Annotated in this window: 15 protein-coding genes; 5 read left to right on the forward strand and 10 right to left on the reverse strand. The window is 61.7% G+C overall.

What is annotated here, in order from left to right; translation table 11 throughout:
• Positions 1–14: 14 nt before the first annotated feature.
• On the reverse strand, positions 15–1,397 hold the full coding sequence (cysS, locus tag BMH52_RS16745) for a cysteine--tRNA ligase (protein WP_032902823.1): 1,383 nt from the start codon (positions 1,395–1,397) through the stop codon (positions 15–17).
• Positions 1,398–1,412: 15 nt separating this feature from the next.
• The gene (locus BMH52_RS16750) at positions 1,413–3,113 is read right to left on the reverse strand and encodes a glutamine--tRNA ligase/YqeY domain fusion protein (RefSeq protein WP_014718939.1); all 1,701 of its coding nucleotides are present in this window, start codon (positions 3,111–3,113) and stop codon (positions 1,413–1,415) included.
• Between the two features lie 237 nt (positions 3,114–3,350).
• On the opposite strand from BMH52_RS16750, the gene BMH52_RS16755 reads away from it, so the two are divergent.
• Together BMH52_RS16755 and lpxH are read left to right on the forward strand one after the other, a co-directional pair.
• A complete protein-coding gene (locus tag BMH52_RS16755) occupies positions 3,351–3,857 on the forward strand; it encodes a peptidylprolyl isomerase (protein WP_014718940.1) in 507 nt (168 codons plus the stop codon).
• A complete protein-coding gene (lpxH, locus tag BMH52_RS16760; RefSeq protein WP_003192177.1) occupies positions 3,854–4,603 on the forward strand; it encodes a UDP-2,3-diacylglucosamine diphosphatase in 750 nt (249 codons plus the stop codon). Before BMH52_RS16755 ends, lpxH begins: the two co-directional genes overlap by 4 nt.
• 133 nt (positions 4,604–4,736) lie before the next feature.
• Here lpxH and BMH52_RS16765 read toward each other — a convergent pair whose 3' ends face one another.
• From BMH52_RS16765 to BMH52_RS16795, 7 genes are all read right to left on the reverse strand, one after another.
• A complete protein-coding gene (locus tag BMH52_RS16765; RefSeq protein ID WP_003192178.1) occupies positions 4,737–6,266 on the reverse strand; it encodes a DHA2 family efflux MFS transporter permease subunit in 1,530 nt (509 codons plus the stop codon).
• The gene (locus tag BMH52_RS16770; protein ID WP_034127907.1) at positions 6,266–7,465 is read right to left on the reverse strand and encodes an efflux RND transporter periplasmic adaptor subunit; all 1,200 of its coding nucleotides are present in this window, start codon (positions 7,463–7,465) and stop codon (positions 6,266–6,268) included. Before BMH52_RS16770 ends, BMH52_RS16765 begins: the two co-directional genes overlap by 1 nt.
• Before the next feature lie 15 nt (positions 7,466–7,480).
• Positions 7,481–8,932, reverse strand: a complete 1,452-nt coding sequence (locus BMH52_RS16775) for an efflux transporter outer membrane subunit (RefSeq protein ID WP_073844385.1) — start codon at positions 8,930–8,932, stop codon at positions 7,481–7,483.
• The gene (locus tag BMH52_RS16780; protein ID WP_032896609.1) at positions 8,929–9,402 is read right to left on the reverse strand and encodes a MarR family winged helix-turn-helix transcriptional regulator; all 474 of its coding nucleotides are present in this window, start codon (positions 9,400–9,402) and stop codon (positions 8,929–8,931) included. The genes BMH52_RS16775 and BMH52_RS16780 overlap by 4 nt, the downstream gene beginning before the upstream one ends.
• 237 nt (positions 9,403–9,639) lie before the next feature.
• Positions 9,640–13,326, reverse strand: a complete 3,687-nt coding sequence (locus BMH52_RS16785) for a translocation/assembly module TamB domain-containing protein (protein WP_083610647.1) — start codon at positions 13,324–13,326, stop codon at positions 9,640–9,642.
• Positions 13,326–15,053, reverse strand: coding sequence for an autotransporter assembly complex family protein (locus BMH52_RS16790; protein ID WP_032904934.1), 1,728 nt, complete (start codon positions 15,051–15,053; stop codon positions 13,326–13,328). The genes BMH52_RS16785 and BMH52_RS16790 overlap by 1 nt, the downstream gene beginning before the upstream one ends.
• Positions 15,054–15,117: 64 nt before the next feature.
• Positions 15,118–15,768 (reverse strand): N-acetyltransferase, encoded by a 651-nt coding sequence (locus BMH52_RS16795; RefSeq protein ID WP_020302341.1) that lies wholly within the window; start codon positions 15,766–15,768, stop codon positions 15,118–15,120.
• Between the two features lie 166 nt (positions 15,769–15,934).
• Here BMH52_RS16795 and xthA point away from each other — a divergent pair, with 166 nt between their 5' ends.
• Positions 15,935–16,747 carry an exodeoxyribonuclease III gene (xthA, locus tag BMH52_RS16800; protein WP_038450559.1) on the forward strand — a complete coding sequence of 271 codons (813 nt, stop codon included), beginning with the start codon at positions 15,935–15,937 and terminating at the stop codon, positions 16,745–16,747.
• A gap of 195 nt (positions 16,748–16,942) precedes the next feature.
• Positions 16,943–18,274 (forward strand): substrate-binding domain-containing protein, encoded by a 1,332-nt coding sequence (locus BMH52_RS16805; protein ID WP_073844389.1) that lies wholly within the window; start codon positions 16,943–16,945, stop codon positions 18,272–18,274.
• A 129-nt stretch (positions 18,275–18,403) separates the two neighbouring features.
• Here BMH52_RS16805 and BMH52_RS16810 read toward each other — a convergent pair whose 3' ends face one another.
• Positions 18,404–19,633, reverse strand: coding sequence for an acyl-CoA dehydrogenase (locus BMH52_RS16810; RefSeq protein WP_014718951.1), 1,230 nt, complete (start codon positions 19,631–19,633; stop codon positions 18,404–18,406).
• Between the two features lie 151 nt (positions 19,634–19,784).
• Between BMH52_RS16810 and BMH52_RS16815 the strand changes: the two genes are divergently transcribed.
• A complete protein-coding gene (locus BMH52_RS16815; protein ID WP_014718952.1) occupies positions 19,785–20,714 on the forward strand; it encodes a LysR family transcriptional regulator in 930 nt (309 codons plus the stop codon).
• The last annotated feature ends 5 nt before the right edge of the window (positions 20,715–20,719 follow it).

Below are 20,719 nucleotides of genomic sequence, written 5' to 3' on the forward strand. Positions count from 1 at the left end.
GCAGCTTTCAACGGTCAGTCAGCCAACCGCCACGTCGTCCCACCCTTGCCGTCTTCCAACACCACACCCATCGCGGTCAGTTGGTCGCGGATACGGTCGGATTCCGCCCAGTCTTTATTGGTGCGAGCCGCCAGACGCGCCTGGATCAGTGCATCTACCTCAGCGGCATCCACACGCCCTTCGGCACCCGCTTGCAGGAAGTCATCCGCTTCCATCTGCAACACGCCCAGTACGCTGGCCAGCTCTTTCAGGCGCGCCGCCAGGCCCGCTGCTGCGTCGATATCGGTCTCGCGCAAGCGGTTGATCTCGCGCACCATCTCGAACAGCACGGCGCAGGCTTCCGGGGTGCCGAAGTCGTCGTTCATCACTTCGGTGAAACGTGCCACGAAGGCTTCGCCGCCTGCAGGTGCCACCGCGGGCAGGCCTTTCAACGCGTGATAGAAACGCTCCAAAGCGCCCTTGGCGTCCTTGAGGTTGTCTTCGGAGTAGTTGATGGCGCTGCGGTAGTGGCTCGACACCAGCAGGTAACGCACCACTTCCGGGTGGTACTTTTCCAGCACGTCGCGGATGGTGAAGAAGTTGTTCAAGGACTTGGACATCTTCTCGCCATTGATGCGGATCATGCCGCAGTGCATCCAGGCGTTGGCGTAGGTCTTGCCGGTGGCGGCTTCGCTCTGGGCGATTTCGTTTTCGTGGTGCGGGAACTCAAGGTCGCTGCCGCCGCCATGAATGTCGAAGGTCTCGCCCAGGCAGCAGGTGGACATCACCGAGCATTCGATGTGCCAGCCCGGACGCCCGGCGCCCCACGGCGACTCCCAGCTCGGCTCGCCCGGCTTGGTACCTTTCCACAGTACGAAGTCGAGCGGGTCCTGCTTGGCTTCGTCGACTTCGATCCGCGCGCCGATGCGCAGGTCTTCGATCTTCTTGCGCGACAGCTTGCCGTAGCCCATGAACTTGGCGACGCGGTAGTACACGTCGCCGTTGCCTGGGGCGTAGGCGTAGCCCTTGTCGATCAAGGTCTGGATCATCGCGTGCATGCCAGGGATGTGGTCCGTGGCACGCGGTTCCATGTCCGGCTTGAGGATGTTGAGGCGCGCCTCGTCCTCGTGCATGGCGGCGATCATGCGCTCGGTCAGCGCATCGAACGACTCGCCGTTTTCGTTGGCCCGGTTGATGATCTTGTCGTCGATGTCGGTGATGTTGCGCACGTACGTCAAGTCATAGCCACTGAAACGCAACCAGCGGGTCACCAGGTCGAAGGCAACCATGCTGCGGCCGTGGCCGATGTGGCAGTAGTCGTACACGGTCATGCCGCACACGTACATGCGCACCTTGTTGCCATCCAGCGGCTTGAAGACTTCTTTGGTCTTGCTGAGCGTGTTGTAGATCGTTAGCACGATGTTTCCCTTAAATCACTGGCCCCACGAATCTCGCAAGGTCACGGTACGGTTGAATACCGGAGTGCCTGGTTTCGAGTCCTTGATATCTGCGCAGAAGTAGCCTTCGCGCTCGAACTGGAAACGGTCTTCCGGCTGTGCGTCGCCAAGCGATGGCTCGGCACGACAACCAGTGAGTACTTGCAGGGAGTCAGGGTTGATGTTGTCGAGGAAACTCGCGCTGTCTTCCGCCTTCTCAGGGTTCGGCGAGCGGAACAGACGATCGTACAGGCGCACTTCGCACTCGATGCTGGCAGCGGCCGGTACCCAGTGGACCACACCCTTGACCTTGCGGCCTTCAGGGTTCTTGCCCAGGGTGTCCGGATCGTACGAGCAACGCAGTTCAACGATGTTGCCATCGGCGTCCTTGATCGCTTCGTCCGCACGGATCACGTAGCTGCCGCGCAGGCGCACTTCGCCATTCGGCTCCAGGCGCTTGTAGCCCTTGGGCGGCTCTTCCATGAAGTCGTCACGGTCGATGTAGATTTCGCGGGCGAATGGCAATTTGCGCACGCCCAGCTCTTCTTTCTGCGGGTGGCGCGGCAGTTCGAGGTTCTCGACCTGGCCTTCCGGGTAGTTGGTGATCACGACTTTCAACGGACGCAGCACGCACATGGCGCGCGGTGCATTGGCATCCAGGTCCTGACGGATGCTGAATTCGAGCATGCCGAAATCGACCACGCCGTCGGAGCGGTTGGTGCCGACCATGTCGCAGAAGTTGCGGATCGACGCCGGGGTGTAGCCACGGCGACGGAAGCCCGACAGTGTGGACATGCGCGGGTCGTCCCAGCCATGCACGTGTTTTTCATCCACCAGTTGCTTGAGCTTGCGCTTGCTGGTGATGGTGTAGTTCAGGTTCAGGCGGCTGAACTCGTACTGACGCGGGTGCGCCGGAACCGGCAGACTGTCCAGGAACCATTCGTACAGCGGGCGATGGCTTTCGAACTCCAGGGTGCAGATGGAGTGGGTGATGCCTTCGATGGCGTCCGACTGACCGTGGGTGAAGTCGTAGTTCGGGTAGATGCACCACTTGTCACCGGTCTGGTGGTGATGGGCATGGCGGATGCGGTACATGATCGGGTCACGCAGGTTCATGTTCGGCGAGGCCATGTCGATCTTGGCGCGCAGCACGCGGGCGCCGTCCGGGAATTCGCCGGCGCGCATACGGTTGAACCAGTCCAGGTTCTCTTCTACCGAACGGTCGCGGAACGGGCTGTTCTTGCCCGGCTCGGTCAGCGTGCCACGGTATTCCTTGGCCTGCTCCGGGGTCAGGTCGTCCACATAAGCCTTGCCGGCCTTGATCAGCTCGACGGCCCAGTCGAACAACTGGTCGAAATACTTGGAGGCATAGCGCACTTCACCGGACCATTCGAAGCCCAGCCACTTGATGTCGCTTTCGATGGCGTCGATGTATTCCTGGTCTTCCTTGGCCGGGTTGGTGTCGTCGAAACGCAGGTGCGTGACGCCACCGAACTCCTGGGCCAGGCCGAAGTTCACACAGATCGACTTGGCGTGGCCGATGTGCAGGTAGCCGTTGGGCTCTGGCGGGAAACGGGTGACGATCTGCGTGTGCTTGCCCGAATCCAGGTCCGCCTGGATGATCGGGCGCAGGAAATTGACCGGGACGGCAGGTCCGGCCTTGGTATTCGAGGTAGGGTCGACAGTGGGCTTGCTCATAGGATCCTTGAACAGACAGGTGCATGGCCAGGTGGGGCCAGATAAAACAAAGGGCTCATAATAGCCGAAGCAGTCAAGACACATACAGAGCGCGGCCAATTAATTGCCCGGGCGGTAAAAAACCACCTCGAAATTCCCGCAGGGCACGCTAAACTGCGCGCCTTGGCCGTCGTTTAGCCAGACAGGTAAGGTGCCCAGGCGCCCACACCCACGAATTCCCTGAAAAGAGTAGTGAACATGACTCAAGTCAAACTGACCACCAACCACGGTGACATCGTCATCGAGCTGAACGCCGAGAAAGCGCCGATCACCGTCGCCAACTTCATTGAATACGTGAAAGCCGGCCACTACGAAAACACCGTTTTCCACCGTGTCATCGGCAACTTCATGATCCAGGGCGGCGGTTTCGAGCCTGGCATGAAAGAGAAGAAAGACAAGCGTCCAAGCATCCAGAACGAAGCGGACAACGGCCTTTCCAACGACAAGTACACCGTCGCCATGGCCCGTACCATGGAGCCGCATTCGGCCTCCGCGCAGTTCTTCATCAACGTCGCCGACAATGCCTTCCTGAACCACAGCGGCAAGAACGTGCAGGGTTGGGGCTACGCGGTGTTCGGTAAAGTCACCCAAGGCACTGACGTTGTCGACAAGATCAAAGGTGTATCCACCACCTCCAAGGCCGGTCACCAGGACGTTCCAGCCGAAGACGTGATCGTCGAGAAAGCCGAGATCATCGAAGCGTGATATTGCTGATTTCAGACTTGCATCTGGAAGAGGAACGCCCGGACATTACCCGGGCGTTTCTGGATCTGCTCCATGGCCGCGCCCGTGGTGCCCAGGCGCTGTACATTCTGGGGGACTTCTTCGAAGCCTGGATTGGCGACGATGGCATGACCCCCTTCCAACGTTCCATCTGTGAGGCTCTGCGTGAGCTGAGCGACAGCGGCACCCCGATTTTCATCATGCACGGCAACCGCGATTTCCTGATCGGCAAGGCGTTCTGCAAAGCGGCAGGCGCTACCTTGCTCAAGGACCCGACGGTCGTGCAGTTGTATGGCGAGCCTGTGCTGTTGATGCACGGCGACAGCCTCTGCACCCGCGACCTCGGCTATATGAAGCTGCGGCGCATCCTGCGTAACCCGATTGTGCTGTTTATCCTGCGCCACTTGCCCTTGGGCACGCGCCACAAGCTGGCGCGCAAGTTGCGCAGTGAGAGCAGCGCCCAGGTGCGCATGAAGGCCAACGACATTGTCGATGTCACCCCTGAAGAAGTGCCACGGGTGATGCAGCAGTTCGGCGTGCGCACCCTGGTCCACGGCCATACCCACCGCCCCGCCATCCATAAGTTGCAGATCGGCGACCAGGCGGCCAAGCGCATTGTGCTGGGGGACTGGGACAAGCAAGGCTGGGCGTTGCAGGTGGATGAGCAAGGCTTTCAGCTGGCGGCGTTTGATTTCGTCAACCCGCAGCTCGCGCTGCCTGGCGCCTGAATCTCTGACACAACACCGATCAACCTGTGGGAGCTGGCTTGCCTGCGATAGCATCACCTCGGTGCATCTGATACACCGAGGTGTCTGCATCGCAGGCAAGCCAGCTCCCACAGGAACCGCGCTGACCTTATGATCAGTGCCCCGAAGCCGCCGGCCCGGCCTTTGCGGTAAACGGCGGCTTGGCCAGCCACACCAGCAACATCAAGCCCATGAACATCCACCCTAGCAACGTGAAATAATCCACGGTGGACATCATGTACGCCTGGCTGGTGAGGATCTGGTCCAGTTGGGTATAGGCCTTCTGCCCTGCCCCACCCAGCGCCTGCAACGCATCGCGGGTGGTCGAGTCGTAGACGGTCATGTTCTCGCTCATGTAGGCATGGTGCTGGTCGGCCCGGCGGATCCAGATCCAGGTGGTCAGCGACGCCGCGAAACTGCCGCCTAATGTACGCAGGAAGGTCGCCAGCCCAGCACCATCGGCAATCTGGTGCGGCGGCAGGTCGGACATCAGAATGCTCAAGGTCGGCATGAAGAACAGCGCCACGCCGATGCCCATGAACAGCTGCACCATGGCAATGTGGGTAAAGTCCACTTCGTTGGTGAAACCGGCGCGCATGAAGCAGCTCAAGCCAATCGCCAGGAACGCCAGGCCCGCCAGCAGGCGCAGGTCGAACTTGTGCGCGTACTTGCCCACGAATGGCGACATCAGCACCGGCAAAATGCCGATCGGCGCCACCGCCAGCCCGGCCCAGGTGGCGGTGTAGCCCATCTGGGTTTGCAGCCACTGCGGCAGGATCAGGTTGATGCCGAAAAAGCCCGCATAACCGAGGATCAGCACAATGGTGCCGATCCGGAAGTTACGGTGCGCGAACAGCCGCAGGTTGACCACCGGGTGCTTGTCGGTCATCTCCCAGATCACGAACACCGCCAGGGCGATCACCGAAATGGCCGCACCGATGATAATGAAGTTGGACTCGAACCAGTCCAGGTCATTGCCCTTGTCGAGGATGATCTGCAAGGCCCCCACCCCGACGATCAGACTCAACAACCCGACGTAATCCATCGGCTGGTAGCTGGTGACCACCGGGCGCTTTTTTAGCTGCGCACGCACCACCATCACCGCGAAGATACCGATGGGCACGTTGATGAAAAAGATCCACGGCCAACTGTAGCTGTCGGTGATCCAGCCGCCGAGGATGGGCCCGGCAATCGGCGCGACCACCGTGACCATCGCCAATAACGCCAGGGCCATGCCGCGCTTGGCCGGCGGGTAGACCGCAATCAACAAGGTCTGGGTCATCGGGTACAACGGCCCGGCGACCAAGCCTTGCAGCACCCGAAAGCCGATCAGCTCGGGCATCGAGGTGGAGATACCGCACAGGAACGACGCCAGCACAAACAGCAGGGTCGCCCACAAAAACAGCTTCACCTCGCCAAAGCGCCGGCTCAACCAACCGGTGAGCGGCAAGGCGATGGCGTTGCTCACCGCAAACGAGGTGATCACCCAGGTGCCCTGCTCCGAACTCACCCCCAGGTTGCCGGAGATGGTCGGCAACGCCACGTTGGCGATGGTGGTGTCGAGCACCTGCATAAAGGTCGCCAGCGACAGGCCAATAGTGGCCATCAACAGGCTGGGTGGCGTGAACGAGGCGTTATTGCTCATCAGCGTTGCGCAGCCTTGGGAGCGGCGACGCTGTTGTCATGGATCAACTGGTTGATCATGGCATCGGCTTCGGCCAATTGGCGGTCATACACGTTGGTGGTGAACGAGGCTTTTTGCGGCGCCTGTTGCGCCAGCACCGGGCCGCTCTGGTCGTGCAGGTCTACATTCACCACGGTGCTCAAGCCCACGCGCAGCGGATGCTTGGCCAGCTCTTCAGCATTGATGTGGATGCGCACCGGTACCCGCTGCACGATCTTGATCCAGTTGCCGGTGGCGTTCTGTGCAGGCAACAAGGCGAACGCGCTGCCGGTGCCGGCGCCGAGGCTGTCGACGGTGCCGCTGTACTTGACGTCGCTGCCGTAGATGTCCGACTCGATATCCACCGGCTGGCCGATGCGCATATCCCGCAGTTGGGTTTCCTTGAAGTTGGCGTCGATCCACAGCTGGTCCAGCGGGATCACCGCCATCAGCGCCGTGCCCGGCTGGACGCGCTGGCCCAGTTGCACGGTGCGCTTGGCCACATAGCCGGTGACCGGCGCGATCAAGGTGCTGCGGGCATTGGTCAGGTACGCCTGGCGCAGTTGCGCGGCGGCCGCTTGCACATCGGGATGGGACGAAATCACCGTGTCATCCACCAGGGCATTGGTGGTTTTGAGTTGTTGCTCAAGGTTGGTCAAGGCGTTCTTGGCAGCGGTCAGGCTGTCGCGAGCGTGGGACAGTTCTTCCTGGGAAATCGCGCCACCCTGGGCCAGGGTTTTACGGCGGTTGTAGTTGTCCTGGGCGGTTTGCACATCGGCTTTCTGCGCATTGACTTGGGCTTTCATGCCATCGACGTTGCTGTACAAACCGCGCACTTGGCGTACGGTGCGGGCCAGATTGGCCTGAGCACTTTGCAGGCCGACTGCGGCGTCGTTGGGGTCGAAATTGATCAGCACCTGGCCTTCATGCACCAGGTCACCATCGTCGGCGCCGATGCTGACCACGGTGCCGGTGACCAGCGGGGTGATTTCCACCACGTTGCCGTTCACATAGGCGTCGTCGGTGCTCTCATTGAAGCGCCCGTAGAACTCATACCAGGCCCACACGCCCACCACACTGAGGATAACGATCAGCGCCAGGCCGATCAGCATCACTTTGCGTTTGCGCGGGTTGGTGTCTTTGGGTTGTTCGGTTGCGTTGTTGCTGTCGGCAGTGGCCATGACAAATACCTCAAATTATTCCGTGCGTGTAGCTGGGGTGGTCGCGGCCACGCTGTTGGCGTGATACCCGCCACCCAGGGCCTGCATCAATTGAATCGACAGGTCGATCTGCGCCGCATTCAGGGTGGCCAGCTGACGCTGGGCCTGTAGCAGTTGCTGCTCGATGCTGAGCACATCCAGGTAGTTACCGATGCCTGAGCTGTAGCGTTGCACCCCGGTGTCGTAGGACTGTTGCGCGATGTCGGCCGCGTGTTGCTGGGCCTGGATCTGCCGACCGGTATCGCGCAGTTGGGACAGGCTGTTGCCGATATCACCCAAGGCTTGCACCAGGGTTTTGTTGTACTGGGCCACGGCCAGGTCGTAGTCGGCGTCGCGGGCATCGAGGTCGGCGCGCAGGCGGCCGCCGTCAAAAATCGGCAGCGAAATCGTCGGCGCAATGTTGAAGAAGCGGCTGGCTGAACCGAACATCGCATCGCCCAGCAACGACTCGGCACCGGCGCTCGCGCTCAGGTTGAGGTTGGGGTAGAAGCGGGTTTTGCTGGCATCGATGTTCTTGCTCGCGGCCTCTACGCGCCAGCGTGCGGCGACCAGGTCCGGGCGACGGCCGAGCAGCTCGGCAGGCAACACCGCCGGCACGGCCACGGCGCTGGGTTTGAGCACCGCTGGGCGCGCCAACTCGTCACCGCGGTCCGGGCCTTTACCCAGCAATACCGCGAGGGCGATCTTGGCGCTTTGCAGTTGTTTTTCCGCGTCAATCAGTTGCGACTGAGAGCTGGCTTCCAGGCTCTCGGTCTGCTGGTACTGGTACTCGCTGTCGATACCGGAATTCAGGCGACGCTTGCTCAGGTCGAGCATCTGGCGGGTACGCTTGAGGTCATCGACGGCCAGGTCACGCACGATATGCGCCTGGCCCAGGTCGCTGTAGGCCTTGGCCACGTTCGCGGCCAGAGTCAGGCGCGCGGCCTGCCGATCGACCTCGGCAGCACGGGCCTCGCCCAACGCGGCTTCCCAGGCGGCGCGCTGGCCGCCCCACAGGTCGAAGTTGTAATTGAAGCTGGCGCCGATGTTGCGCACCGTCGAATAGGCATCGCCCTGCCCGCGTGGGTCCTGATCCTTGGCCAGGCGCGAACGGCTCACGCCAGCGCTGGCATCCACGGTCGGCATACGCGCGGCGTTGGCGGCATAGGCGGCGGCTTCGGCCTGATGCGCACGGGCGTCGGCGACTTGCATGTCGGGGCTGTTCTGCAGGGCTTCCTGGATCAGGCCGTCAAGCTGTGGGTCGCCCAGGCTTTTCCACCAGTCGGCGGCCGGCCAGGCGGCGCTCGACAGCGTCACGCCGCTGAGGGATTTGCCGGTGTGCAGAGTATTAGCGTCGAGGCGCTGGCCCTGGGTGTCGAGGCCGCTGTAATTGGCGCAACCGGCCAACGTCATCGCCGCCAGCACCAGGCTGAATGCGCGTGTGTTCATGATCGACCTACCCGCTGGATCGTGATGGGGTCACCCGCAGCGATCAGCATTTTCTTCAGGATCCGCTCCAGGGTTTCCAGCTCGCCCGGCTCAAGCACGCCGGCCAACTGGTTGAGCGCCTTGGCGCCAATGTTCGGGAGCATGTCCGCCAGGCGCTGGCCCTCGGCGGTCAGCACCAACTGCACCTGGCGCCGGTCCAGCTCGGAGCGCTTGCGGCTGAGCAGGTCTTTTTGCTCCAGCCGGTCGAGCATGCGCGTCATCGAACCGCTATCGAGGGACAGGTTGCGGCACAGCTCGGCCGGGGTATCGACGCCGAACTGGGCCATGATGATCAACACCTTGAACTGCGCGGCGGTGATGCCGTGGGGTTCCATATGGGTGTCGATGATGCGGTCCTTGAGAATCGCGGCGCGGCCCAGCAACAGGCCGAGGTGGCAGTTGTGGAAGTTGTCAGGGGTGAAGTGAGGCATCGAAAGTCACCTTATTACTGCCTAGGCAGTGAATGTGTGACGAGATGTTACTGCTTAGGCAGCGAATGTCAATTGGAATAATTAGGTTGCTTGGTAGTTGGTCGAAGGCTGGAGTGAAATGAAAACCAAAATGTGGGAGGGTGCTTGCCCCCGATAACAGTATGTCAGTCAACTTGTTTGTAGCTGACCCACCGCTATCGGGGGCAAGCCCCCGCCCACATTTTTACCGGATACCGGTCAGAAGTCGCGCTTGTAGAAGATATCCAGAGAGCTTGCCACACCCGTCGCCACTTCCAGGTACACCTTCTTGCTCAGCAGGTAGCGCAAGGCAATGGTATTGGCCGGTTCGAACACCCCTACCCCATAACGCAGGCTGAGCTTCTCGTTGATCTTGCCGCTGGCCACCACCGCCGTACTGTTGCCAGTGCCTTGGGTGTCCAGATCAAAGTCCTGAATCCCCAGCTTGTTGGCAATATCCGAGGTCACCCCCGCGCTGCCCATCAAACCCAGGCCCAAGGCGGCTTCGGCGAGCATGTTGTTGTCTTCGCCGGTGTTGGTGCGCGAACGGCCCAGCACCAGGTACGACAATGCATCTTCCTGGGCCATGGCCGGCTCGGAAAAGATCTGCGTGGCGGGTTGTTCGGCGCTGCCGCTCAGGCGAATCCCAGCGGTCACGGTGCGCGACGATTCGACCACCACGCGCACAGCTTCGATATCCAGGAACGGTTGGTCCAGCGGCCCGGCAAACAACAGCCGTGCACGGCGCACGTTGAGGCGTTGGCCGTAGGCGCGGTAGCGGCCGTCGTTGAGCCACAGCTCGCCGCGGGTGTCCATGTTGTCGCCGATATGCACATGGCCCTGGACCTTGGCGGTGAGGCCGAAGCCGGCGAAGTTGAGCTGGTCTTCACCTACCTCCACGTCGATATCCATGGCCATGGCCATCGGCGCTTTGCCCTCTTCGGTCTGGCTGCCAATGATCACGGTGTCGTCGGACACCTTGACCGTCGAAGGCGGCAGTTCGCGCACGGTGATATCGCCACGGGGGATGTGGACTTTGCCGGCAATCGCCAGTTTGTCGTTCTTTAGGCTGATCTTCAGGTCGGGCGCCACCTCCAGCTTGGCGTAGGGCTCCACGGTGACCGGCAGTTGCGAGCCTTTGAGGCTAAGGTCGACCACCAGGGCGCGGCCCCAGTCGATCTGGCCCTTGAGGCTGCCCTGCCCGGCTTTGCCGCTGTGCCAGCCGCCCTTGAGCTGCACGCTTTCGCCGGCGATTTGCGCCTGCAGGTTCAGGCCCTCGAGGCTGATGGGCAGTTCCGGCCCGGAGACTTCGCCGTCCACAAGGTTCAGGTTGCCGTTGACCAGGGGCGCGAGCAAGCCGCCGGAGATGCGGCCATTGCCGTTGAGCTTGCCGGTGAGTTTTTCCACCATCGGCACAAAGGGCCGCGCGACGGCGAGGTCCAGGCCGGTGAGGCTGAACGTGCCAGTGATCGGCTTGTTGTTCGGCAACGGGTTGATCTGCGCCTGCAACAACAGCTCGCCGAGCTTGCCGCCACGGAAATTCAGCTGGGTGTCGATGCGCTTGGGGTTGAGAGTGGTTTCCAGTTTCAGGGTGTCGTAGGGAAAATCCAGCCACTGGCCCTTGTCGCGCACGCGCAGGGTGCCGCCACTGGCGTCCACCGCGACCACACCTTTTGGGCCGCTCTGGGGCAGGTCCAGTTGCACATCGGCGTTGAGCCTGCCCTGCCAGGCGAAGTCTTTGGGCAAGAACCCCGAGAGGCTGTCGAGGGGGAATTGCTTGAGGTGGTAACGCAACTTCGGCTCGGGCATCAGGCGCTGGTCTTCGCCACACAGGCTGGCGCCGCCGGAGACCCAGCAGTGCGCGCCAAAGGTCAGCTTGCCATCGGCCAGGCGTTCGATCTTCGCCGGGGCTTGCAGCCGCCAGTCCTGGCCACCGGCTTGCACGTCGCCGCTGGCCAGGCGCCCGCGCCAGTTGTCTTTGTCGAGGTTGCCATCCAATGCCAGGGCCAGCTTGACCAGCGGGCCAGTCAGGGCCAGTTGGACCTTCTGGCTCTTGATATCGCCCTGGGCGCTGGCGGTGAGGTTGCCAACTTGCGTCTCGCCGCTTTGAATGCCGCTGGCCTTGAGGTCGAGCTTGGCGCGTTGGGCGCTATCGAGGTTGGCGTCCAGGTTGAGGGTTTGCAGGCGGTTGTCGGCAAAGGCCAGTTGCTGGCCCTTGAGGTCGAGCTTGCCTTGAGGGGCTTTCAAGGTGCCGGCCACCTCGACACGCCCGTTGACTTGCCCGCGCAGTTGCGGCCACAGCTGGGCCAGGCGCGCCAGCTTGATGTCGATCTGCCCGGCCAGACGCTGTTGCAGGCTGCCGCTGCCGTTGATGCGGTTGTCGCCCAGGCGGATGTCCAGGTTGGCGAGGGTCCATTGTTCGCCTGCACCTTCGGCCTTGGCCGCCAACACAGCGGTTTGCCCGCGCAGGCGCCCCTTGAGGTCCAGGTCTGCGTTGAGCTTGAGCTGTTCGTTCTTGAACTCGCCTTTGCTGCGCAGCGGTCCGGCCAGGGTGCCGGGCAGCTCTGCGACCCAGTAGGCGGGGTTCAGCGCCGACAGATCCAAGGCGGTGTCCCAGGCAATGCCGTCGGCAAATTGCAGGTTCAGGTGGCCTTCGGCCTTGCCTTGGCCGGCACTCAGTTTCAGCTCAGGCAGGAAGACCTGCTTGAGGTCGCCACTGAAGGGCGTGACCACATTGAACTTGCCCGCCGGGCCGTCGAGGTCAGCCTTGAGATTGCCCAGGTAGTTGCCGTCTTTATAGGAGATTTCACCGTTGAAGGTGCGCAAGGCCACTTGCGGTTCGTCGATGAGCGGATAGAGGCGGTGCCAGGGAAAATCCAGCCAGTCGATCTTGGCGTCCGCGCTGAAGCCTTGCTGCCAGTCCAGGTTGGCACTGAGCTTGAGGCTTTGCTTGTCGCCGGCCGTCAGGTCCAGACCGGCGATCTGCGCGCCCTTGGCGCCAACCTTGCCCTTGAGCAGTAAATCCACCGGGCCTTTTTCGGCCGGTAGCACGGCTTTACCCAGCAATTGGTAACCATTGCTCAGGTCACCTTTGGCGCTCAGGTCCAGTTGGTTGAGTTGCAGGGTATCGGGCAGGTCTGCGCTGGGTTTGAACGACTCGGAGGTGATGTGCACCTGCGCCGGCAGGTTTTCCACCAGGGGTTGCAGCTCGCCAGTGAGCTTGGCGGGCAGGTAGCCGCTGCTGTCGGCGTCGAGCTTGAGGGTCTTGAGCAGGTCGCCATCGATCTTGAGCGCAACGCTCCAGGGAACACCGCCTGGGGCGTAGGGCAGGCTGAGGTTGCCGGTGGCGTTCAGCGGCCAGTCGCCGGTGGGTTGCAGCAGGCCGGCGAGGTCCAGCACCAGGTCGTCGCGCTGTAAATGTACCGAGTCGATCTGCATACCGGCGCCAGTCCAATGCGCCGCCAATTGCAGGCCCTTGAGTTCTTCGCTGCCGTTGAACAGCAGGCGACCGATGCGCACATCGCCCAACTGGATCGCAACCGGCAGCTTGAGCTCAGGCAATTGGATCGGCCCGCTGCTGCTTTCGTCGGTACTGGGCGCAAATTCCAGGCTGACCTGTTCCACATCCAATTGGTCGATGCAAAGGGTCATGCGCAGCAGGCAGCCGGGCGACCAGTCAAACTTTGGCGCATTCAACTCGACGCGGCTGCCATCCTGCTGCCATAGCAGATGATCGGCGCGCCACTGCCCGCCCAGGCGCCCCTGGAAATTTTCCACGCTCAAACCTGGCACCTGGCCCAAGGCCCAGCGACTGCCCGCCTGGGTGCCAAGCACTGACCACAGCGCCAACAACAGCAAGACGAGGATGGCAACCAACGCCAGCCCCGCTATTTTCAAACCACGCATCACAGCTCAGGCCCCATGGAAAAGTGCAAGCGAACGCCGCCCGGATCTTCGAGGGCATGGGCCAGGTCGAGGCGAATCGGCCCCACCGGGGAGACCCAGCGCACGCCGACGCCCACGCCGGTTTTCAGGCTCGGCAGGTCGAGGTTGTTGAACGAGTTGCCTTGGTCGATAAAAGTCGCGATACGCCATTTGTCGGTGATGGAGTATTGATACTCGGCACTCAGGGCCACCATGTAGCGACCACCGATGCGATCGCCGCGATCGTTCTCTGGCGACAGGGTCTGGTACTCGTAACCGCGCACGCTCTGGTCACCACCGGCAAAGAAGCGCAACGACGGCGGCACGGATTTGTAGCCGTTGGTGGCACTGCCGCCAAATTGTGCACGCCCCAGAAAGCGGTGGTTGTCCCACAAGGTGGTCAGGCCTTTGACGGTGGCCGTGCCGTAAAGCAGGTTGGTGTCAGACCCCAGCCCCTCTTTGGCGACCTTGGTGTCGAACATCAGGCGGTAGCCATGGTGCGGGTCGATGCGGTTGTCACTGCGCAGGTAGGAATAGCTCACGCCAGGCATCAGCAGGTTACTCAGGCCCGAGTCATTGCCCAGGCGGTATTCCTCGCGTTGGTACTTGAGGGAGATCACACGCGTCCAGCCACTGGGCAACTTGCTGTGCCATTCGGGGCCGATGGTGAGCAACTTGCTCAAGGTGTCGGTGTTGGCGATCTCTTCATTCTGGTAGCCGCCGGCAAAGCGCAGTTTGTCGGTGAGCGGCGGGTCGAGCGGGATGTCGTACCACAGCCCGACGTTCTGCCGCGGCGCCGACAGTTCGGCTTCCCAGCCATAACTGTGGCCCTGGGGGTTGACCCAATGGCGCGTCCAGTTGGCTTTGCCCCGTGGGCCGACGTCGGTGGAGTAACCCAGGCCCAGGCCCATGGTGCGCGGCTTGCGGGTGTCCAGTTGCACCGCCACCGGGATCACGTCATCGGTGGCGGCGGTGGGGCTGGCGTCGACGCGCACGCCTTCAAAGAAGCCGCTGGCTTGCAGGTTCTGATTGAGTTCGGCGACCAGTTCGGAGTCATAGGGCGTGCCGGGTTTGAACGGCACCATGCGCTGCAACAGCTCTTCATCAAAGGGCGTGTCGCCCGTAAAGCTGACCTTGCCCATGCTGTAGCGCGGGCCGCTGTCGTAAATGAGTTCGATGTCGGCCACGCCCGCTTGAGGGTCTACGGCAAGTTTCTGGCTGGTGAAGCGCCCGCTGAAAAAACCGTAGCGCGAGGCCTGGTTCTGGATCAGGCGCTTGGCGTCTTCGTAATGGCCGTGGTTGAGCACGGCGCCGGATTTGAGGTCGTCGCTGGCGGGCACGCGAAAGGCCTTGAGGCTCGCGGCCTGGCCATCGACCCTTAGGGTGACGTCGCGCAAATGCACCGGTTCGCCGGGGTCGATGGTGAGGGTCAGACGCGGGTTCTTGCCGCCCTTCACCTCGCTGGCAATCTGTGGCTGATAGTAGCCCAAGGCCTGCGCGGCTTTGCGCGCCTGCTCCTCGGCGCCACGGCTGAACCGCATCAAGGCTTCTTCATCACGATCGCCCACACCGCCGATATAGCCTTCGATGTTGGCTTTCAGCGCGTCGTTTGAGGGTTTGATCCGCACGTCCAGTTCGCTTTGCGCCAATGCGCCGCAGCTTGTGAACAGCAGAATCAAGCCGCTGGTAAATCTTCCTGGAAACTTCATAGGCGCGGATGCTACACGAGCGAGGGAGGAACTTTGAACCAGGATTAGTCTGAATAATTCTGTTCTAAGCCGTTGCAGGATGTAACGCCTGGGGATTGGGATGGTAAAACACATGCTCGCGCACCGGCCCTACGGCGACTTCGCCGATTTCCTCATAGCCCTGGCGCTTGTAGAAATCCAGGTAACGGGAGTTGCCGGTGTCGAGCACCACGCCGGATGAATGCGGGTCGTCGGCACACCAATTGTGTACCGCTTCCAGCAACTGCTCACCATGGTGCTTGCCCTGAAACTGCGGGTGAATGCCCAGCAGCGGCAACACATGCACAGACTCGTGGGGCAGGCACGCCATGACGGCATGATGGTATTCAAGATAACGCCGCGTACCCCGCACGCCTGTGCTCAGCCACATGCGGATCTGCCAGGCCCAGCTTTCGGTGATGCCCAGGCGCCGTTGCGGCGGTGCAATCAGGGCGATGCCGATCAGCCGGTCGTTGACGAACAGGCCAATGGCCGGAAGTTTCTGGAAGAAATGCTGCTTGACCAGTTCGCGCACGGTGGCACGTACTCGCTGCTCATAGCCCGGCCGCTCGGCTTCGAAGATGTAGGCGAAGGTCGGCTCATGGCGATACGCCTGGTACAGCAGGGATCGCGCTTCACGGGAGTAGCCGCTATTGAGCAGGCGGATTTCGGCAGTGGCCGTCGAAGTGTCTGGCATAACAATCAATCTCCCTGGGCGCCACTCAAACATGGCGTTCTTATGGGTACGAACCTGCACAGCTCCAGTCGTTCCCACCTTAGCAGCGCATTCACCCTACCGCCACGCTGGCCCCCGTCCGACTTGTCGGCTAGCATCGCCCTTTTGCCAGACTGGACTGCCGACCATGAAAATCGTCTCCTTCAATATCAACGGGCTGCGTGCTCGCCCTCATCAGTTGGCGGCGCTGATTGAAAAGCATCAACCGGACGTGATCGGTTTGCAGGAAACCAAGGTCCACGATGATCAGTTCCCGTTGGCTGAAGTGCAGGCCCTGGGTTATCACGTGTACTACCACGGGCAGAAAGGCCATTACGGCGTGGCGCTGCTCTCGCGCCAGCCGGCCTTGAGCATGCACAAAGGTTTTGCCAGCGATGAAGAAGATGCCCAACGCCGGTTTATCTGGGGCACCTTCGCCGATGAAAACGGCCACCCAGTGACCATCATGAACGGCTACTTCCCCCAGGGCGAAAGCCGCGACCACCCAACCAAGTTCCCGGCCAAACAGCGCTTCTATGCAGACTTGCAGCACTTGCTGGAAACCCAGTTCAGCAATGACCAGGCACTGGTGGTGATGGGCGACGTGAACATTTCCCCAGAGGACTGCGACATCGGCATTGGCGCCGACAACGCCAAGCGCTGGCTGAAAACCGGCAAGTGCAGCTTCCTGCCGGAAGAACGCGAGTGGATGGCACGCTTGAAGAACTGGGGCCTGGTCGACAGCTTCCGCCACCTCAACCCGGACGTGACCGACCGTTTCAGTTGGTTCGATTACCGCAGCCGTGGCTTTGAGGACGAGCCCAAGCGCGGGCTGCGCATCGACGTGATCTTGGCGTCCACCGGGTTGGTGCCACGGGTCAAGGACGCCGGGGTGGATTATGATTTGCGTGGGCTGGAGAAACCGTCGGACCATGCGCCGATCTGGTTGGAACTGAGCTGATTGTAGGAGCGAGCTTGCTCGCGAAGAACTTGAGGGCGCCGCGTTTATTCAGGAAGCCCGCGTTATCGTTGACGTTTTTCGCGAGCAAGCTCGCTCCTACAGGAGATCAGGGGTGCCAGCCCCGTGTCGGTCATATGGCTGCAATCCAACTGACTTAATCTTGCGGCACTCCCTTTGGCCTAAGAAGGTGCCGGCATGATGCTGCGCGTTCTGTTCCTGTGTTTTGCAATCGCACTCCCCGCCGTGGCGGCCCCTCTGCCCATTCCCGACCAAGGCCCGGCCCTGCGCATCCAGGGCTCCAACACCATCGGCGCGGCACTCGGCCCGGCGCTGGTCAAAGGCTTGATGGAGTATCAGGGCTTGCAGGACGTGCGTGCTGAACCGGGTGCCGGGGTGAATGAGCAGCGCGTGGTCGGCAAGACACGCCAAGGCCAGACGGTCACCATCGAGGTGGCGGCCCACGGTTCCAGCACCGGCTTTGCGGCGCTGAAAAACAACCGCGCCGACCTCGCCGCCGCGTCCCGCCCGATCAACGACAGCGAGCTGGTGGACCTCGATCCCCTGGGGGACTTGAAAAGCCCAGGCGCCGAGCATGTGATCGCCATCGATGGCCTGGCAATCATCGTTAACCCGCGCAACCCGCTCGGTACGCTGAACACCGAGCAATTGGCGCAGATCTTCAACGGCGAGGTCAGCACCTGGGAGGCGCTGGGAGGTACAGGCGGGCCCATTCATTTATATGCCCGGGATGATCAATCCGGCACCTTCGACACCTTCCGCGAACTGGTGCTGAGCCGCCGCGGCCAACCGCTTGCACCCTCGGCCAAGCGCTTTGAATCCAGCGAACAGCTGTCCGATGCGGTGAGCCAGGACCCCCAGGGCATCGGTTTTATCGGCCTGCCCTCTGTGCGCCAGGCCAAGGCGGTGGCGATTGTCGACGGCGACTCGCAACCGATGTTGCCGCTGACCAGCCTGATCGCCACCGAGGATTACCCGCTGTCACGTCGGCTGTTCTTCTACTTGCCGCCCTCTTCCCGCAACCCATGGGCCAAGGCGTTGGTGGAGTTTTCCCAAGGCAGCAAGGGCCAGGCGATTGTGGCTGCCAATGGCTTCATCGCCCAGCAGGTGCAAGCGATCGGTGTCGCGCCGCGCCCGCCGATGCCCGACGATTACCAGGCCATCGCCCGAGACGCTCAGCGCCTGACGGTGAATTTTCGCTTCGACGAGGGCAGCGCCAGCCTCGACAATAAAGCGCGCCAGGATGTGCAGCGGGTGGTCGCCTATATCAGAAGCCACGGCAAGCTGAATAAACAGGTGACGCTGGTGGGGTTTGGCGATACCAAGAATGATCCGCAACGTGCGGCGCTGCTATCGAAATTGCGGGCGATGGCAGTGCGCCGAGAGCTGGTCAAGAGCGGCGTGGTGCTCAAGGATATTCGCGGGTTTGGCGCACAGATGCCGGTGGCGGCCAATACTGCGGATGAAGGCCGGATCAAGAATCGGCGAGTGGAGGTTTGGGTGTACTGAAGATCGTTCCCACGCTCCGCGTGGAAATGCCGCTCTGGACGCTCCGCGTCCGCTCTTGAAAGGGTGACGCAGAGCGTCACGGGAGGCGTTCCCACGCAGAGCGTGGGAACGCTCATCGGCGACGCGGTGTTACTGCCCGCCGCGCATCAATTCCCGCGGCACATATTTGCCAATCTCGAACTTGCCAATCGCCGCACGGTGCACTTCGTCCGGGCCGTCGGCCAGGCGCAGGGTGCGTTGCATGGCGTACATATAGGCCAGCGGAAAATCATTGGACACCCCGGCGCCGCCGTGCATCTGGATCGCGCGGTCGATGACCTTCAAGGCCACATTCGGCGCCACCACCTTGATCTGGGCGATTTCGCTTTTCGCCACTTTGTTACCCACGGTGTCCATCATGTACGCCGCTTTCAAGGTCAACAGGCGCGCCATGTCAATTTCCATGCGTGAGTCGGCGATCTTGTCGATATTGCCGCCCAATCGCGCCAAAGGCTTGCCGAAGGCAGTGCGGCTGACCGAGCGTTTGCACATCAACTCCAATGCGCGTTCGGCCATGCCGACCGAACGCATGCAGTGGTGGATACGGCCAGGGCCAAGGCGGCCCTGGGCGATCTCGAAGCCACGGCCTTCGCCCAGCAACACGTTTTCATAAGGCACGCGCACATTGTCGAACAGCACTTCGGCATGGCCGTGGGGCGCATCGTCGTAACCGAATACCGGCAGCGGCCGCAGGATTTTCACACCTGGGGTATCGACCGGCACCAGGATCATCGAGTGCTGCTGGTGACGCGGTGCATCGGGGTTGCTCAGGCCCATGAAGATCAGGATCTTGCAGCGCGGGTCGCAGGCGCCGGAGGTCCACCACTTCTTGCCGTTGATCACCCACTCGTCGCCCTGGCGTTCGGCGCGGGCGGCCATGTTGGTGGCGTCCGAGGACGCCACATCCGGTTCGGTCATGGCAAAAGCCGAGCGAATCTCGCCGCGCAGCAAGGGTTCGAGCCAACGCTGCTTCTGTTCTTCGTTGGCGTAGCGCACCAGCACTTCCATATTGCCGGTGTCGGGAGCGGAGCAGTTGAATGGCTCCGGGCCCAGCAACGAGCGGCCCATGATTTCCGCCAAGGGTGCGTATTCCAGGTTGCTCAGGCCGGCGCCCAGTTCGGATTCCGGCAGGAACAGGTTCCACAAGCCCTCGGCCTTCGCCTTGGCCTTGAGCTCTTCCATGATTGCCGTGGGCTGCCAGCGATCACCTTCGCTGACTTGGCGTTCGAACACCGGTTCGGCTGGGTAGACATAAGCGTCCATGAACGCAGTGACGCGTTCACGCAGTTCCTGAACCTTGGGCGAATAGGCGAAATCCATGAGCAGCTCCCTTCTCTGAGAGGTTGTTTAGGTCATGCATTCGATGCTAGAACAGCGCTCATAATTTACCTAGCCTATTCTCGCCGTGTATTAACATTCATCACCGATATATGATCGGCGTATGAGCACCTCACAATAAGAGCGCAACGAAATGAATCTGAGCAAGGTCGATCTCAACCTCTTCATCGTCTTTGATGCGATCTACACCGAAGCCAACCTGACCCGCGCCGGGCAGATCGTCGGTATCACCCAGCCGGCGGTGTCCAACGCCCTGGCACGGTTGCGCGAGACCTTCAACGACCCGCTGTTCGTGCGCACCGCCCAAGGCATGGTGCCCACGCCCATGGCGCAGAACATCATCGGCCCGGTGCGCAATGCGTTGTCGTTGTTGCGCGTGTCCGTGCAGGAAAGCCGCATCTTCAACCCGCAGCAGGCGGCCAAGACCTACCGCATCAGCATGACCGACCTGACCGAGGCCGTGATCCTGCCGCTGCTGTTCCAGCGCCTGCGTCGCCTGGCGCCGACCGTGGTGATCGAGAGTTTCCTGTCCAAACGCCGCGAAACCACCAAGGAACTGGCCGCCGGGCGCCTGGATTTTGCCGTGGATGCGCCGCTCAATACCGACCCGCAGGTGCGTCACGTCAAGCTGATGGAAGACCGCTACGTGTGTGCCATGCGCAAGGGCCACCCGATGGCGGGCAAGGATAAATTCACGCTGGATGATTACCTGTCGCTGACCCATATCCATATTTCCAGCCGCCGCAACGGTTTGGGCTATGTGGACCTGGCCTTGGGCAAGATGGGCATTCAGCGCAAGATTGCCCTGCGTTCCCAGCATTACCTGATGGCCTCCCAGGTGCTGCAACAGACGGACATGGTGATGACCGTGCCCGAGCGTTTCGCTCGCCGTCATGAACTGCACTGGTTCCATCTGCCGGTCAACAACGTGCCGCCGGTGGAAACCCATTTGTACTGGCACGAAAGCACCGACCAGGACCCGGCGAACCGCTGGATGCGTGAACAGATGATCGAGTTGTGCCAGCAGGTGACGGCCCAGGAAAAGAAAGCCCAGCAGCCTTGACGTTT

Origin of the sequence: Pseudomonas sp. BTN1, from assembly GCF_001907715.1 — a bacterium.
In the GTDB taxonomy this organism is placed as follows: Bacteria; Pseudomonadota; Gammaproteobacteria; order Pseudomonadales; family Pseudomonadaceae; genus Aquipseudomonas; species Aquipseudomonas paracarnis.